General features: G+C 48.8%; 19 protein-coding genes. All 19 read left to right on the forward strand.

From position 1 onward, the window contains the following. Positions 1–51 precede the first annotated feature (51 nt). The 19 genes from F3H97_RS03115 to hslU all read left to right on the forward strand — a co-directional run bounded on the left by F3H97_RS03115 (position 52) and on the right by hslU (position 16,761). Positions 52–375 carry a putative DNA-binding protein gene (locus F3H97_RS03115; protein ID WP_015881364.1) on the forward strand — a complete coding sequence of 108 codons (324 nt, stop codon included), beginning with the start codon at positions 52–54 and terminating at the stop codon, positions 373–375. Positions 376–386: 11 nt separating this feature from the next. Continuing rightward, positions 387–1,727: a signal recognition particle protein gene (ffh, locus tag F3H97_RS03120; protein ID WP_159562079.1), complete on the forward strand. Its 1,341-nt coding sequence runs from the start codon at positions 387–389 to the stop codon at positions 1,725–1,727. 82 nt (positions 1,728–1,809) lie between these two features. Next, on the forward strand, positions 1,810–2,085 hold the full coding sequence (rpsP, locus tag F3H97_RS03125) for a 30S ribosomal protein S16 (protein WP_015881366.1): 276 nt from the start codon (positions 1,810–1,812) through the stop codon (positions 2,083–2,085). Between the two features lie 53 nt (positions 2,086–2,138). Continuing rightward, the gene (gene rimM / locus F3H97_RS03130) at positions 2,139–2,657 is read left to right on the forward strand and encodes a ribosome maturation factor RimM (protein WP_015881367.1); all 519 of its coding nucleotides are present in this window, start codon (positions 2,139–2,141) and stop codon (positions 2,655–2,657) included. Next, positions 2,647–3,363: a tRNA (guanosine(37)-N1)-methyltransferase TrmD gene (gene trmD, locus F3H97_RS03135; RefSeq protein ID WP_196430534.1), complete on the forward strand. Its 717-nt coding sequence runs from the start codon at positions 2,647–2,649 to the stop codon at positions 3,361–3,363. The genes rimM and trmD overlap by 11 nt, the downstream gene beginning before the upstream one ends. Positions 3,364–3,477: 114 nt before the next feature. Further along, entirely contained in the window at positions 3,478–3,831 is a 354-nt protein-coding gene (gene rplS, locus F3H97_RS03140) for a 50S ribosomal protein L19 (protein WP_015881369.1), read from the forward strand. 82 nt (positions 3,832–3,913) lie between these two features. Beyond that, positions 3,914–4,456 carry a signal peptidase I gene (gene lepB, locus F3H97_RS03145; protein ID WP_196430535.1) on the forward strand — a complete coding sequence of 181 codons (543 nt, stop codon included), beginning with the start codon at positions 3,914–3,916 and terminating at the stop codon, positions 4,454–4,456. Between the two features lie 12 nt (positions 4,457–4,468). After that, positions 4,469–5,329, forward strand: a complete 861-nt coding sequence (gene ylqF / locus F3H97_RS03150; protein WP_196430536.1) for a ribosome biogenesis GTPase YlqF — start codon at positions 4,469–4,471, stop codon at positions 5,327–5,329. Positions 5,330–5,370: 41 nt separating this feature from the next. Continuing rightward, on the forward strand, positions 5,371–6,123 hold the full coding sequence (locus tag F3H97_RS03155; protein WP_196430537.1) for a ribonuclease HII: 753 nt from the start codon (positions 5,371–5,373) through the stop codon (positions 6,121–6,123). A 5-nt stretch (positions 6,124–6,128) separates the two neighbouring features. Then, positions 6,129–6,983, forward strand: coding sequence for a hypothetical protein (locus tag F3H97_RS03160; protein WP_370568516.1), 855 nt, complete (start codon positions 6,129–6,131; stop codon positions 6,981–6,983). Beyond that, positions 6,980–7,240 carry an EscU/YscU/HrcU family type III secretion system export apparatus switch protein gene (locus tag F3H97_RS03165; RefSeq protein WP_074037264.1) on the forward strand — a complete coding sequence of 87 codons (261 nt, stop codon included), beginning with the start codon at positions 6,980–6,982 and terminating at the stop codon, positions 7,238–7,240. Before F3H97_RS03160 ends, F3H97_RS03165 begins: the two co-directional genes overlap by 4 nt. A gap of 120 nt (positions 7,241–7,360) precedes the next feature. Beyond that, positions 7,361–8,521 (forward strand): ADP-forming succinate--CoA ligase subunit beta, encoded by a 1,161-nt coding sequence (gene sucC / locus F3H97_RS03170; RefSeq protein ID WP_159562085.1) that lies wholly within the window; start codon positions 7,361–7,363, stop codon positions 8,519–8,521. Positions 8,522–8,533: 12 nt separating this feature from the next. Further along, complete coding sequence (gene sucD, locus F3H97_RS03175; RefSeq protein ID WP_015881376.1) at positions 8,534–9,451, forward strand: succinate--CoA ligase subunit alpha; 918 nt, start codon at positions 8,534–8,536, stop codon at positions 9,449–9,451. A 50-nt stretch (positions 9,452–9,501) separates the two neighbouring features. Further along, positions 9,502–10,296: a DNA-processing protein DprA gene (dprA, locus tag F3H97_RS03180; RefSeq protein ID WP_074037261.1), complete on the forward strand. Its 795-nt coding sequence runs from the start codon at positions 9,502–9,504 to the stop codon at positions 10,294–10,296. 65 nt (positions 10,297–10,361) lie between these two features. Continuing rightward, a complete protein-coding gene (topA, locus tag F3H97_RS03185) occupies positions 10,362–12,458 on the forward strand; it encodes a type I DNA topoisomerase (RefSeq protein ID WP_196430539.1) in 2,097 nt (698 codons plus the stop codon). Next, the gene (gene trmFO, locus F3H97_RS03190; protein WP_015881379.1) at positions 12,458–13,768 is read left to right on the forward strand and encodes an FADH(2)-oxidizing methylenetetrahydrofolate--tRNA-(uracil(54)-C(5))-methyltransferase TrmFO; all 1,311 of its coding nucleotides are present in this window, start codon (positions 12,458–12,460) and stop codon (positions 13,766–13,768) included. The genes topA and trmFO overlap by 1 nt, the downstream gene beginning before the upstream one ends. 184 nt (positions 13,769–13,952) lie before the next feature. Continuing rightward, entirely contained in the window at positions 13,953–14,834 is an 882-nt protein-coding gene (locus tag F3H97_RS03195; protein WP_196430540.1) for a tyrosine-type recombinase/integrase, read from the forward strand. Positions 14,835–14,845: 11 nt separating this feature from the next. Further along, positions 14,846–15,394: an ATP-dependent protease subunit HslV gene (gene hslV / locus F3H97_RS03200; protein WP_196430541.1), complete on the forward strand. Its 549-nt coding sequence runs from the start codon at positions 14,846–14,848 to the stop codon at positions 15,392–15,394. Then, entirely contained in the window at positions 15,391–16,761 is a 1,371-nt protein-coding gene (gene hslU, locus F3H97_RS03205; RefSeq protein WP_196430542.1) for an ATP-dependent protease ATPase subunit HslU, read from the forward strand. Before hslV ends, hslU begins: the two co-directional genes overlap by 4 nt. Positions 16,762–16,788 lie beyond the last annotated feature (27 nt).

Here is a 16,788-nt window from a genome sequence, read left to right on the forward strand (position 1 = left end):
TACTATAGGTAGTTGTAAAGGGATTTCACTTAACATGTGGAGGTGAAAGGTTTGACGCTCGAAAAAACGAATCGCATGAACTATCTCATCGATTTCTATCAAGCGCTCCTCACACCGAAACAGCGCAACTATATGTCTCTTTATTACCTAGATGACTACTCGCTCGGAGAGATTGCGGAAGAGTTTGAAGTCAGCCGTCAAGCGGTCTACGATAACATAAAGCGCACAGAAACGATGCTTGAACAGTACGAGGAAAAGCTAGCCCTATTCGAAAAGTTCGAACAGCGCCAGCAACTTCTTCAGACCCTCAAACGTCAAGTCGAGCTCACCGATGACGTGAGCGCCACGATTTCTGCGCTTGAGAATTTAGAGTAGGGGGCTGAAGCATGGCATTTGAAGGATTATCAGAACGATTGCAATCGACACTTTCAAAAATGCGCGGTAAAGGGAAAATCTCGGAGGCCGATGTCAAAGAGATGATGCGTGAGGTTCGCCTCGCCCTCCTCGAAGCCGACGTCAACTTTAAAGTCGTTAAGCAATTCGTCAATGACGTGAAGGAACGCGCGGTTGGTCAGGATGTCATGAAATCATTGACGCCAGGTCAACAAGTCGTCAAAATCGTTCACGAAGAGTTGTCGAACTTGATGGGAAGCGATGTCGTCCCGATCTCATTCAGTCAGAAACCACCGACAGTCGTCATGATGGTCGGTCTGCAAGGGGCAGGGAAAACGACAACGACCGGGAAGCTAGCGAACTTGATTCGCAAAAAGCATAACCGAAGTCCACTTCTCGTCGCGGCGGACATCTACCGTCCTGCGGCAATCAAGCAGCTCGAGACACTCGGAAAACAACTCGATTTACCGGTCTTCTCACTTGGTGATCAAGTGAAGCCGGAAGAGATTGTGACGAAGGCACTCGAGTACGCAAAAACAAATCATCACGATTTCGTGTTGATCGATACGGCCGGTCGCCTTCATATCGATGAGACGCTTATGGGCGAGCTCGAAAATGTGAAGACGATTGCCAAACCAAATGAGATCTTCCTCGTCGTCGATTCGATGACGGGTCAAGATGCGGTCAATGTGGCCGACAGTTTCAATGAGAAACTCGGAATCACCGGGGTCGTGCTCACAAAGCTCGACGGAGATACACGAGGTGGGGCAGCCCTTTCGATTAAGGCAGTCACGGGAGCGCCGATTAAATTCGTCGGTCTCGGAGAAAAGTTGGATGCCCTCGAACCATTCCACCCGGAACGCATGGCGTCACGGATCCTCGGAATGGGGGACGTGCTCTCGCTCATTGAAAAAGCCGAGACACAGATGGACCAAGACGCAGCGAAGGAGCTTGAAAGCAAAATTCGTGACGCGTCATTCACGTTCGATGATTTCATTGAACAGTTGGCCCAAGTGAAAAACATGGGACCAATTGATGAATTACTTTCGATGTTACCTGGTGCAGGTAAGATGAAAGGGTTGAAGAACGTCCAAATCGACGAGAAACAACTCGATCACGTCGAAGCGATCATTCGCTCGATGACGAAACATGAGCGCGCCAATCCGGAAGTGCTCAACGCGAGTCGTCGTAAGCGGATCGCAAAAGGGAGCGGTCGCTCGATTCAAGAAGTGAACCGTCTCATCAAACAGTTCGATGACATGAAGAAGATGATGAAACAAATGTCAGGACAAATGAAAGGGAAGAAAAAAGGTCTCGGCCTTCCATTCTTCTAACAAAATCTTTTGTCAGTCGAACGAAAAAGCTGTATACTATAAAAGTTGTCAATTCTTAAACACATGATGGAGGTATATTACCATGGCAGTTAAAATTCGTCTTAAGCGCATGGGCGCAAAAAAATCACCTTTCTACCGTATCGTTGTAGCAGACTCACGTTCACCACGTGACGGTCGCTTCATCGAGCAAGTTGGTCACTACAACCCGGTTGCAAAACCAGAAGCAGAAGTTCGCATCAACGAAGAACTCGCTCTCAAATGGTTGGCAGACGGCGCGAAGCCATCTGACACAGTACGCAACTTGTTCTCTAAAGCAGGGATCATGGAGAAATTCCACAACGCGAAAAACGCGAAGTAATGATGTGGCCGACCTTTTCTGAGGTCGGCCTATTTTGTTGAGGAGGGAAAAAGATGGACTGGTTATATGTAGGGAAAATCGCCAATACGCACGGCCTGAAAGGGGAAGTGAAGATTTTGGCGGCGACAGACTTTCCGGAAGAGCGATTTAAAAAAGGAAACACGTTGTTTCTTGATGTCGACGGAACGAAACAGGAAATGACGATCACGACGTATCGTCCTCATAAGCAGTTTCACCTCGTCACATTCAAAGGGTTTGACAATATCAATCTCATTGAAAAATATAAAGGGCTGAAACTATATGTCCACGCCGAACACGTCCACGACTTGGACGAACACGAATTTTATTATCATGAAATCATCGGCTGTGAGGCTGTCGTGGATGGGGAAGTCATCGGTGTCGTCGACGACATCTTTGAAACGAATGGAGCGAACGACGTCTGGGTCATCAAACGACCAGGAAAGTCGGACGCGCTCATCCCTTATATCGAATCGGTCGTCCAAGAGATTGATGTCGATGCGAAGCGTGTCGTCATCACACCGATCCCTGGAATGATTGACGATGAAGATTGATGTATTGACGTTGTTCCCGGAGATGTTTCATGCGCTCGATCACTCCATCGTCGGTCGAGCGAAGGCGCTCGAACAGGTGGAGATGTCGTTCCTCAACTTTCGGGACTTTTCAACGAACAAGCATCATAAAGTCGACGATTATCCGTACGGCGGTGGAGCGGGCATGTTGCTCACGCCGCAGCCGATCTTTGATGCATTTCATTCCCTTGAGGCGAAGAGCCCAAGGGTCATTCTCACGACGCCTACCGGAAAACCGTTCAATCAACGAATGGCCGAAGAATGGGCCAAGGAGGAACATCTGGTCTTTCTGTGTGGACATTATGAAGGGTTCGACCAACGGATCCATGATGAACTGGCGACCGACGAGGTGTCGATCGGTGATTTCGTTTTGACAGGTGGAGAGCTCGCGACGATGGTCATGATTGATGCGACCGTAAGGCTCATTCCGGATGTACTTGGCGATCAGGCGAGCCATGAAGATGACTCGTTCTCGACTGGTCTCTTGGAATACCCTCACTATACACGACCGGCTGATTTTCGTGGATTGACCGTGCCGGAAGTGCTCTTGTCGGGAAATCACGCCCGGATCGAGGCATGGCGCCGAGAGCAATCGCTCGAACGCACGTATCGACGACGTCCGGATTTGCTCGAACATGTCGAGTTGACGGATGTCGATAAAAAGTTTCTGCAATCGTTGCGCGATTGAGAAATATATGCTATGTTTGAGCATGTGGGTTAAACCCATCGATTACCGATGTTCCGCTATTGGATGCTTGGGCATATGAAGATATGAACATTGAAGAAAAAGGAGATATGATTCATGAACACACAAAAACTGTTCCGTGAAATCACAGAAGAACAATTCAAATCGGACGTACCTGCTTTCCGTCCTGGTGACACAGTACGTGTCCACGTTAAAGTTGTAGAGGGAACGCGTGAGCGTATCCAGATCTTCGAAGGTGTTGTAATCAAGCGTAAAGGTGGCGGCATCAGCGAAACATTCACAGTCCGTAAGATTTCTTACGGCGTAGGTGTTGAGCGTGCATTCCCGCTTCACTCACCACGCGTTGCACAAATCGAAGTCGTACGCTACGGTAAAGTTCGCCGTGCGAAACTTTACTACCTCCGTAACCTTCGCGGTAAAGCAGCACGTATTAAAGAAATCCGTCGTTAAGATGGGAATTAAGCTTGTCGCTTGCGACAAGCTTCTTTTTTTCTAGTACAATAAGTTCAAATGGATAGAGGAGTGAGTGAAGTTGAAAGAAGTGTTTAGTTGGCTAAAAGCCATCGTGGTCGCTCTTGTCATCGCGTTCGTCATCCGGACGTTCATCTTCGTTCCTGTCATCGTTGAAGGAGAGTCGATGATGCCGACACTCCACAATGCGGATCGAATGATCGTCAGTAAAATTTCGAACTATGTTGGGGAGCTAGACCGAGGTGATATCGTCGTATTCCATGCGACTGAATCAAAAGACTATATTAAACGTGTCATCGCCATCCCAGGCGACACGCTCGAATATCGAGATGATATGCTTTATATTAATGGTGAAGCAGTAGAAGAGCCGTATTTAGACGAGTTTCGTGCCCAGATGAACGGGTTCCCGTTGACCGAGAACTTCACACTCGAACAAGTGACGGGTGAGTCGGTCGTTCCAGAGGAATCATACTTCGTCATGGGAGACAATCGTCAAAACTCGAAAGACAGCCGTGAGATCGGATTTGTGTCGAAAGAGGAGATTGTCGGCAAGACGAACTTCATCTTCTGGCCACTCGATGATGTTGGCACGGTAGAAGATTAAGGTGGTGCTTTTTTGGCAATTCAATGGTTTCCTGGCCACATGGCCAAAGCAAGAAGACAAGTAACTGAAAAATTAAAGCTAATCGATGTCGTCATCGAACTCGTAGATGCACGCGTGCCTCAGTCGAGTCGCAACCCGATGGTCGATGAGATTACAGCGGGAAAACCCCGTCTCATCGTCTTGAACAAAGCAGACATGGCCGACCCCGTCGTGACGGAGGCGTGGTTACGTGCCTTGAAACGCGAAGAAGTCGAGGTTGTCGCTGTCGACGCGAAACATAGCAAAGGCTTGAAACAGCTCATCACGGGTGCTCAGAAGTTGATGAAAGAAAAGCATGACCGGATGCGTGAGAAGGGGCGGAACCCCGGACCGATCCGTGCGCTCATCATCGGAATCCCGAACGTCGGGAAGTCGACGCTCATCAACCGTCTCGCCGGACGAAACATCGCCATCACGGGCGACCGTCCTGGTGTGACGAAGCGTCAACAGTGGATCAAGATGAAAGGCGGCGAGATGGAGCTGTTGGACACGCCGGGGATTCTCTGGCCGAAATTTGAGGACCAAATTGTCGGATATCGTCTAGCCGCGACCGGCGCTATCAAAGACGAGATTCTCAACTTGGATGATATCGCCTTGTATACGGTTCGCGAGTTGCATGCTCGTTATCCTGAACAATTAAAGGAACGATTCAAACTTGAAACGTTACCCGAGGACAGCGTTGAGCTCCTTGAGTTGATCGGGAAAAAGCGTGGTCTCATCAGTGGCGGTTACGTCGATTTCGAAAAAGCGAGCGAACTACTTTTGAATGAACTACGACATGAAAAAATCGGACGGATCTCGCTTGAGACACCGGCTGATCACGAAATGGCGTAAAGCCCTGTGCACACAGGGCTTTTTTGAATAGGAGGAAGACCGTGACGATTCAACAGATTAAACAACAACTAGAGGACATCCGATATGAAGAATGGGTACAAATCTTCCCGACCTTGTCACAAGACCCACGAGCGGGCGTACAAACGTTGCTTCGGCAAAAACAGCGTCAATTTGAGCGAGAACGGGCGCTACAGGTCGATTTCGAACGTCGCATGACGTATGAACATGAATGGAAGGCGCGAGGCTTCACTCGAATTGTCGGAGTCGATGAAGTCGGACGGGGACCGCTCGCGGGACCGGTCGTGGCTGCGGCAGTCTTGTTACCGGATGGGTTCTATCTCGCGGGATTGAATGATTCGAAAAAAATGTCCAAAACGGCGAGGGATGCAGCATACGCACACATCATCGAGGTCGCGGAGGTCGGTGTCGGCATCGTCGAACCGAAGACGATTGATGTCATCAATATATACGAATCGACGAAACTAGCGATGACAGAGGCGATTCATCAAGTCGGAGAAGTAGACGCCCTATTGATTGACGCCATGAAACTCGAGCTCGACATCCCTCAACAGTCATTGATTAAAGGGGACACGCTCAGTGTGTCGATAGCCGCGGCAAGTGTCGTCGCTAAGGTGGTAAGGGACCGGATGATGGAAGAATATGATTTGACGTATCCTGGATACGGATTTGCGAAGAACGCAGGATATGGAACAGAGGCTCATTTAGAAGGGTTAAGACGCCTTGGGGTGACTCCGATTCATCGCCGTACGTTTGCCCCCATCAAGCATATGTGAAAGGAGTGGTCGCTTTGCGGATCGATCATCAAGGGGTGATGCCGTTCAAAGTGACGGAACAGACATCACGCCCGCTATTACTAGGGAACACAGTCGTCGGAAAGGTATTGCAGCTCTTACCTGGCAACGAGGCGGTCATGCAACTGCCCCAAGGGATTTTCCGGGTCGGTGTCAATGCGAACTTGAAAGAGAACGTCACGTATAAGCTGGTCGTCACGGACGTTGAACCGAAGCTCGTCTTGAAGGTCGTCACGCAAGCGACAGAATCGCTCATGGCGACCAAGTCGCCTCTGCAGGCGTTAGGAGAACAGCTCGGACGCCTGATGCGAGAGCCGATGCTGACGCCGGACTCCGTGAAGACGGCCGGCAAAACCGCGTTAGAAAGCGGCGCAGGTCAGGATGTAAAAGCGCTCGTCGGGGAACTGTTCAAAGCGAAAGGTGAGCCGAAGTTCGAGCAGTTCGTGCGTGCGCAGGAAGCGTTCAACGCGAGCCAAAGCCCGCCGTTCGTCGCTCAAGCATTTCACATACCGCAATTGGGTCCGTTTGAAAACGTTCAACTTCGTCTAGAGGCCCCGAAACGAGAGACGATGGACTCGGATCATGCGCGGATCGTCTTGTTTCTTGAAACGCCGCGATTCGGTGAGACCGGGATTGATGTGTTGATTCAAAAGCGTTACGTGTCCGTACGTGTATTCAATGAGCAACACGATTTGGCTCCATACGTCCGTACATACGAACCACTTTTGAAAGAAGGTTTAAAAAAGGTGTCATTCGAACTGTCTTCATTTTCGTATGAAGCGAAGCGTGAACACGTTCCGGCAACGTTTGCGCCGCTCGGAAAGGTGGACCTCCAAATATGAAAGACCAGAAGAAAGCGATGGCGCTCTCCTATGAGCAGTCGATGGATGCGCCCCATGTCGTAGCAAAAGGAACGGGTATCGTGGCCGAGCGGATGCTTGAAGTTGCTTTAGCGAACGGCATTCCTATCCATGAAGACCCAGCGCTCCTCTCGTTACTGTCGGCCTTGAACATTGAAGAGCAGATTCCAGAGGACGTCTATCAAGTCATTGCGGAACTTTTTGTGTTTCTTTATCAGATGGAACAGGATAAAATTTGATTTGTCTAGGGATATATGTGAAAAAAAGATGAAAACTTAAAGCAAGAACGATAGACAGCGCTTTCAGTTTTTCGTTACAATAGACGTGCCGATATTAAAGGGGACTAAGGGGGAAAACATATGAATATCCATGAGTATCAGGCGAAAGAATTGTTAAGAGAGTTTGGGGTAGCCGTTCCGACGGGTTATCCGGCCTTTACTGTTGAAGAAGCTGTTGCAGCTGCTGCGAAGCTTGAAGGTGAAGTGAAGGTAGTAAAAGCTCAAATCCACGCAGGTGGCCGCGGTAAAGCGGGTGGTGTTAAACTTGCGAAGACAGATGAAGAAGTGAAGCAATATGCTTCAGAGATTCTCGGGAAAACGCTCGTGACACACCAAACAGGTCCGGAAGGAAAAGTTGTCCAGCGTCTCTATATCGAAGAAGGTTCTGCGATTGACCAAGAATTTTACTTAGGACTCGTGCTTGACCGTTCGATCGGCCGAATTGTCATCATGGGTTCATCTGAAGGTGGAATGGACATCGAAGAAGTCGCTGAACATACACCAGAGAAGATTCATAAAGAGATCGTCGACCCGGTCGTTGGCTTACGTCCATTTCAGGCGCGTCGTCTCGCATTCAAAATGGAAGTCCCGACGAAACTTGTCAACAAGTTCAGTGACATGGTCATGAAGTTGTATAAAGTGTACGTCGAGACAGATTGCACAATCGCGGAAATCAATCCGCTTGTCACGACGAAAGACGGTAACGTCATCGCGCTCGATGCGAAGTTGAACTTCGATAGCAACGCGCTCTATCGTCACTCGGACGTCCTTGCGCTTCGTGATACGACGGAAGAAGACCCACGTGAAGTAGAAGCGTCTAAACACGACCTCAGCTACATCGCACTCGACGGAAACATCGGTTGTCTCGTCAACGGTGCCGGTCTTGCGATGGCAACGATGGATATCATCAAACATTACGGCGCTGAACCCGCTAACTTCCTCGACGTAGGTGGCGGTGCGACGAAAGAAAAAGTAACAGAAGCATTCAAGTTGATTTTGTCTGATGACCAGGTCAAAGGGATCTTCGTTAACATTTTCGGTGGGATTATGAAATGTGACATCATCGCAGAGGGGATTGTCGCTGCGACGAAAGAAATCGGACTCGACTTACCACTCGTCGTTCGCTTAGAAGGAACGAACGTTGATGCCGGGAAGCGCATTCTCGATGAATCTGGACTTGCGATCACGACGGCCAGCTCGATGGCTGACGGTGCAGAAAAAATCGCAGCACTTGTTCGATAAGGGGGAAACGACATGAGTATTTGGGCGGATAAAGATACGAAAGTAATCATTCAAGGGATTACAGGGAAGCAAGGTCTGTTCCACGGTGAACAGATGCTCGCATATAACACGAAATTAGTCGGTGGTGTCACACCTGGTAAAGGTGGCACGACGGTCCTCGACAACGTTCCAGTCTTCAACACCGTCTCTGAAGCGGTCGAAGCAACTGGTGCCAATGCATCGATCATCTATGTTCCACCTGCTTTCGCAGCGGATTCAATCATGGAAGCGGCAGACAGCGGCATCGAGCTCATCATCTGTATCACAGAAGGAATCCCAGTTGTGGACATGATTCAAGTGAAGCGCTATCTCGAGGACAAACCGGCTCGTTTAATCGGACCGAACTGTCCTGGTATCATCACACCTGGAGAAGCGAAACTTGGCATCATGCCTGGCTACATTCATACGAAAGGGCACGTCGGAATCGTATCACGTTCTGGGACGCTCACGTATGAGGCGGTTCATCAGTTGACGACAGCAGGTATCGGACAATCGACAGCTGTTGGAATCGGGGGAGACCCGGTCAACGGAACGAACTTCATCGATACGCTTAAAGCGTTCAACGAAGATGAGGACACGAAAGCGGTCATCATGATCGGGGAAATCGGTGGAACGGCTGAAGAAGAGGCAGCTGAATGGGTAAAAGCCAACATGACGAAACCAGTCATCGGTTTCATCGGCGGCCAGACGGCTCCTGAAGGCAAGCGCATGGGACATGCGGGCGCAATCATCTCAGGTGGTAAAGGGACGGCTGCTGAGAAGATCAAGACATTGAACGCGAATGGAATCGAAGTCGCTGAAACACCAGCGGTTATCGGTGAAACGTTGATTCGTGTCTTGAAACAGCAAGGATTATACGAAGCATGTGTCACGGGTCAACCGACGACATGAGAATCTTGAGGGATGCTTGCATCCCTCATTTTTTTAAAGGAGAGTTTGTGATGAATCAAACAATAGCTCGGTTTGCTGCAGCACGAATGCCAGTTGAGTTTGTGCATCATTATTTAAACGGGACACTCGGAGCACATCGCACACAATTTTCTGAACATGTCTGGAGACGGGCTGAACGAGCCTGGCACGCATCGGAGTCGTATAAACATTTCGTCACATGGGAAGACGACTTGTTTCCGAAACGGTTACTCGACATCCCCAACCCACCATATTGCTTGTTTTATCATGGAGATTTAGAGGTACTACAAGAAAGAACGACTGCGATGGTCGGAAGTCGTGAGTTGAATCGTATCAGTCAATCGCTCGTGAATCACTATCACTCTTTAATAGAAGAAACTGTATCTGTTTCAGGTGGCGCTCTCGGAATCGACGGGCTCGTCCACGCCCATGCCCTTCGCGCTCGTCGACCGACCGTGGCGGTACTGGGGGCTGGACTGAACCGGCTCTATCCGGAGGCGAACCGAGACATGCTTTTACAGATTCCTCAAGAGGGAGTCTTACTTAGTGAATATGTACCAAACACGCCGATTCAAAAATTTCAATTTTTGGAAAGAAATCGTTTGGTCAGTGGTCTTGGCGATGCGTTGGTCGTTATACAGGCGAGACGAAAGAGTGGGACGATGAATACGGTCGGACATGCTCTAGAGCAAGGGAAAACGGTATTTGCGGTGCCAGGTTCACCCCTTGATCCACTCGCGGAGGGACCGAACCGGTTGATTGAAGAAGGTGCGATTCCATTGACGAATTCCGATCAAATTATTCGAGATCTCAAGATTGTACGTTGACAAACCGGTGAGAACATGAATATTATGGTAGGGATTTAAATGACCTCTAAAAGGGGAGCAGATGTATGGCAAAATATCTGGTGATCGTCGAATCACCTGCGAAAGCAAAAACAATTAAACGTTATTTAGGTCCGAATTATATGGTCAAAGCTTCGATGGGGCACGTGATTGACTTGCCTAAAAGTCAACTCGGTGTAGACGTCGAACACGACTTTGAACCGAAGTATATTACCATCCGTGGTAAAGGACCGGTATTGAAAGAATTGAAGACAGCAGCGAAAAAAGCGACAAAAATCTTTCTCGCGGCCGACCCCGATAGAGAAGGGGAAGCGATTGCTTGGCATTTAGCACGCGCACTTGGTGTCGATGAAACGACAGAATGTCGTGTCGTCTTTAACGAAATCACGAAAGATGCGATTAAAGAATCGTTTAAACATCCACGTAAGATCAATCACGATCTCGTCGATGCACAACAAGCCCGACGTATTTTAGATCGTCTTGTCGGATACGGGATGAGCCCATTATTATGGAAGAAAGTCAAAAAAGGATTGTCTGCAGGGCGAGTTCAATCGGTAGCCGTGAAGATGATTATCGACCGTGAGCGCGAAATTAACGCGTTCGACCCGGAAGAGTATTGGACGATTAAACTTGATTTAAATCATGATGGGGAAACGTTCGAGACTTCATTTTACGGAAAAGATGGGAAGAAGATGGAATTGAAGTCTGAAGAAGACGCGCAATCTGTCCTCAATACCATCAATGATACGTTTAAAGTCATTGATGTAACGAAGAAAGAACGGAAGCGGAACGCTTCGCTACCGTTCACGACAAGTTCATTGCAGCAGGATGCTGCCCGTAAATTGAATTTCCGTGCGAAGAAGACAATGATGCTCGCGCAGCAATTATATGAAGGAATCGATCTCGGTAAAAAAGAAGGTACAGTCGGTTTGATTACGTATATGCGTACCGACTCGACACGTATCTCTGATTTGGCGAAGACGGAGGCGAAGGAATATATCGAATCGACATTCGGTGAAGAGTATGTCGCCTCACAGAAACAAAAAGAAAAGAAATCAGCGAATGCCCAAGACGCACACGAAGCGATTCGTCCGACTTCAGCATTGCGCGACCCAGCTTCCTTGAAGCCATATCTGTCACGTGACCAGTTGCGACTGTATAAGTTGATTTGGGAACGATTGATTGCGAGCCAAATGGCGCCAGCTGTTCTTGATACGGTCAAAATCGACGTCGAGTCGAACGGGATGATTTTCCGTGCGAACGGGTCGACAGTCAAATTCCCTGGTTTCATGAAAGTGTATATCGAGTCGAAAGACGATGACATCGAGGACACGAACCAAGAGAAGGAAGGATTATTGCCACCTCTCGAAGTGGATGATACCGTGACGTTTGAAACGATTGAGCCGAAACAACACTTCACACAACCGCCACCTCGTTATACAGAGGCGCGACTCGTTCGAGCGATGGAAGAACTCGGGATTGGTCGTCCATCGACGTACGCGCCGACACTCGACACGATCCAACGACGCGGTTATGTCGTTCTCGAAGAGAAAAAGTTTTTACCGACTGAACTTGGAGAACTCGTCATCGAGATGATTGATGAGTATTTCAACGACTTCATCACGGTCCAGTTCACGGCCGACATGGAGACCCTTCTTGATTCGATCGAGCATAAGGAAGTCGAGTGGACGGAAGTCGTCGCTCCGATTTATCGTTCTTTCGAGAAACGATTGAAGCGTGCTGAAGAAGAAATCGAGAAAATCGAAGTGAAGGATGAACCTGCCGGAATCGATTGTGAAGTCTGTGGGTCACCAATGGTCATCAAGATGGGACGCTACGGCAAGTTCATGGCGTGCTCGAACTTCCCGAACTGTACGAACACGAAACCGGTACAAGTCGAAATCGGTGTCCCGTGTCCGAACTGTAAGGATGGACAAATCGTTGAACGTCGCAGTAAAAAAGGTCGTCTCTTCTATGGTTGCTCGAACTATCCGGAATGTGAATTCGTCTCATGGGATAAACCGGTTGCGAAACCGTGTCCAGTATGCGACAGTTTGATGGTCGAGAAAAAAATTAAAGACGGCGTGAAATATCAATGTACGAACTGTACCCACACCGAGGTACACCAGCAAGAGGAGGATTAATGTTGCAACAACGTGTAACTGTAATCGGAGCCGGATTGGCCGGCTCCGAAGCGGCTTGGCAACTCGCTAAGCGCGGTATTCAAGTAGATTTGTATGAAATGAGACCGGTTCGTCAAACACCGGCGCACCACACGGATCAATTTGCAGAACTCGTCTGTTCGAACTCGCTACGTGCGAACGGTCTTCAAAATGCCGTAGGTGTCTTGAAAGAAGAAATGCGTACGCTTGACTCGCTCATCTTAAAGGCGGCGGACACGGCAAGTGTACCTGCTGGCGGTGCCCTGGCCGTCGATCGTCATGAGTTTGCCGGATTCATCACCGAGAAGCTAAAGAACCACGAGAATGTCACAGTGCACAACGAAGAGCTCAAAGAGATTCCTGAAGGGATCGTCATCGTGGCGACTGGCCCTTTGACCTCCCCTGACCTCTCTGCATCACTCAAGGCGTTCACAGGAGAAGATTATCTTTACTTCTATGACGCGGCAGCACCGATTCTAGATGGCGATACGATTGATCGGGATAAAGTCTATTTGAAGTCGCGTTACGACAAAGGTGAAGCCGCTTACTTGAACTGTCCGATGACAGAAGAAGAGTTTGACGTGTTTTACGAAGAGCTGATCAAGGCAGAAGTCGTTCCGCTAAAAGAGTTTGAAAAAGAGATTTACTTTGAAGGATGCATGCCGTTTGAAGTCATGGCCGAGCGTGGGAAAAAGACGCTTCTTTTCGGACCGATGAAGCCGGTCGGATTAGAAGACCCGAAGACAGGAAAACGTCCATATGCCGTCGTTCAGCTTCGTCAAGACAACTCGGCGGGCACACTGTATAACTTGGTAGGCTTCCAAACACATTTGAAGTGGGGCGAACAGAAGCGCATCATCCGTCTCATCCCGGGACTCGAGAATGCGGACATCGTCCGTTACGGTGTCATGCACCGTAACACGTTCATCAACTCACCGAGCTTACTCAAGCCGACATATCAGGCGCGTACACGTGACACGCTCTTCTTCGCCGGTCAGATGACAGGGGTAGAAGGATATGTGGAGTCGGCAGCGTCCGGGCTTCTAGCTGGGATCAATGCGGCGAAGATGATCGCAGGTGAAGAACTCGTCGTTCTCCCACGTGAGACGATGCTTGGTTCGATGGCGCATTACATCACGACAGCCGACGGGAAGCACTTCCAACCGATGAATGCAAACTTCGGATTGGTACCATCACTAGAAGACGCTCCGAAAAAGATGAAGAAACAAGAACGGTACGAGCGTTACGCGAACCGTGCGTTAGAAACGATACAACAGTATAAAGATCTTTGAACAGGAGAGCCATTTTTTGGCTCTTTTGTTTTGAAGTAAAATTTCAATTGTGTATTTTGTTTCATACTTTGAAAATTTTCAGATTATTGAACGGCTATCTATTGTCACCTTACATTCTGTATGCTATGCTAATTTCGATTTGACGAGAACATGCGTTTTTACGAGTCATCGAGGAGGCGATAAAATGGGATTTTTAGAGGATCGACAATCCTTTTTACGCTACTGCCAAATTGAACGTCGACTGTCTCCTCATACGAAACGCTCTTACGAGCAAACGCTCGACCAGTACGCCGCATATTGCCAATCGACGCATCAAGATCCCTACGATGCTCAGACGGCGCGGCGTTATTTATATGTCCTTTATGAGAAACAATTGGCCGCGTCTACGGTGTCCCAAAAAGTATCTTGTTTCAAGCAATTCGGGAAGTTTATGGCAAGAGAACAAGGTGGAGAACCGTTGTTCCACGACCTGACCTCACCGAAAAAGAGACAGTCCTTGCCGACCTTTGCCGTCCCGACGGAAGTCGAGCAACTGTTGGATGCTGCCTCGAGGCAGGAAGATCCTTTTTTACAGGCGAGGGACGTCGCCATCGTAGAAGTGCTCTATGGGACGGGAATCCGCGTCGCAGAACTGTGTGGGATGAACCTTTCCTCGTTCGATGAGGTTTTATCCTTTGTCCATGTGATGGGAAAAGGGAAGAAAGAACGATATGTCCCGATCGGACAATATGCCGTACATGCTTTGCAGCGTTATATCGAATTACGCAAAGGTGTCGGGCTCCCGACAGAAACCGCATTATTTTTGAGTCAAAAAGGGAATCGGATGACAACAGACCAAATCCGCTATGTCATGAAACGTTTGAGAAAAGACAGTGGGGTACATAAACCACTTACCCCGCACTCGTTGCGACACAGCTTTGCGACGGACTTGTTAGAACGGGGAGCGGACTTGCGTGCCGTCCAAGAGTTGCTTGGGCATGAGTCCTTGTCGACGACCGGGCGGTATACCCATGTATCGACCGAACGACTTCGGTCGATTTATCAAGCGACACATCCAAGAAAGTAGGAGGTTACGATATGTTTCATGCAACAACGATTTTTGCAGTTCGACACAATGGCCAATGTGCGATGAGTGGAGATGGCCAAGTCACATTCGGGAATGCCGTCATCATGAAAAACAAGGCGAAGAAAGTCAGACGCCTTTATGGTGGGAAAGTCGTTGCCGGTTTTGCAGGTAGCGTAGCCGATGCTTTCACATTGTTTGAAAAGTTTGAATCGAAACTTGAAATGTATAACGGTAACTTGCCGCGAGCAGCGGTAGAACTTGCGAAAGAATGGCGTGGGGATAAGATGTTGCGTCAACTCGAGGCGCTATTGATTGTGATGGATGCCGATCATCTTTTGCTCGTCTCTGGGAATGGAGAAGTGATTGAGCCGGACGATGGAATTCTTGCAATCGGATCCGGTGGGAACTATGCCTTAGCGGCAGGTCGCGCACTCGTACGCCATTCTGCTGAAAAGTCTGCTGAAGAAATCGCGCGTGCCGCTCTTGAAATCGCTGGTGAGCTTTGCGTATATACAAATGATCAAGTCATTGTAGAAACGATTGGAGGCGCTACTGAATGAACCGAGAGTTGACACCTAGACAAATCGTAACGGAGTTAGACCGTTTTGTAATCGGACAAAAGGATGCCAAGCGAGCAGTTTCGATTGCTCTACGAAATCGCTATCGTCGTCAAAAGTTAAGTGCAGACCTTCGCGATGAGGTTACACCAAAAAATATTTTGATGATCGGACCGACCGGGGTCGGAAAGACCGAAATTGCTCGACGGTTAGCTAAGCTTGTCGGTGCACCGTTTGTGAAGGTAGAAGCAACGAAATTTACGGAAGTTGGTTACGTCGGTCGTGACGTTGAATCGATGGTACGTGATCTCGTTGAGGCATCGGTTCGTCTTGTCAAAGAAGAGAAAAAAGAAGATGTGAAGGAGCCAGCGGAACGTGCGGCGACGGAACGCCTTTTAGATGCGCTACAAGGAAAAGCAAAAGCGACAGCTACTGCATCGAATCCGTTCGAAGCGTTGTTCGGCGGACAGACACAACAGCCAGAAACCACGTCGGACACATCCAATAATGACCGTTCACAACTTCGACGCTTGCTCGAACTCGGTGAACTCGAAGAACGCGTGATTGAAGTGGAATTAGAAGAAAAGCAGACGATGGATTTGTTTCAGGGTCAAGGGATGGAAGGTTTGTCGAATCTTCAGGATATGCTCGGTCAAATCGTTCCAAAGAAACGGAAACAACGTAAGCTGACGGTTCGTGAAGCAAGACCGCTTCTTATTGCTGAAGAAGCAGAGAACTTGCTGGACTTGAACGAAGTCCACGATGAAGCCGTGCGGCGCAGTGAACAGATGGGTATCATCTTCGTGGATGAAATCGATAAGATCGCCACAAAATCACAAGATCACGCCGGAGTATCCCGTGAAGGGGTGCAGCGTGACATTCTTCCGATTGTAGAAGGATCTACGGTCGTCACGAAGTATGGACCGGTTAAAACGGATCACGTTCTTTTCATCGCGGCCGGTGCATTCCATATGGCTAAGCCGTCTGACCTGATTCCAGAGCTACAAGGACGCTTCCCAATTCGTGTTGAATTGAGCAGCTTGACGGAAGAAGACTTCGTCAAGATTTTGACGGAACCGTCACAGGCGCTCATTAAACAATATACGGCCTTGTTAGAATCTGAAGAAATCACGGTCCGTTTCACGCATGAGGCCATTGAAGAAATTGCGAAAATTGCGACACATGTCAATCGTGAGACCGATGACATCGGTGCACGTCGCCTCTATACTATAATGGAGCGCGTTTTAGAAGATTTATCATTTGAAGCGGCAGATATGCCACAAACAACCGTAGAAATCACACCAGCTTACGTACAAGCAAAAGTCGGTTCCATCGCCGACGATCGTGATTTGAGCCAATATATATTATAAGATTCTGTATGCACATACAGGGAGGAA

Source organism: Exiguobacterium sp. SRB7LM (assembly GCF_015712685.1).
GTDB lineage: Bacteria > Bacillota > Bacilli > Exiguobacteriales > Exiguobacteriaceae > Exiguobacterium > Exiguobacterium profundum.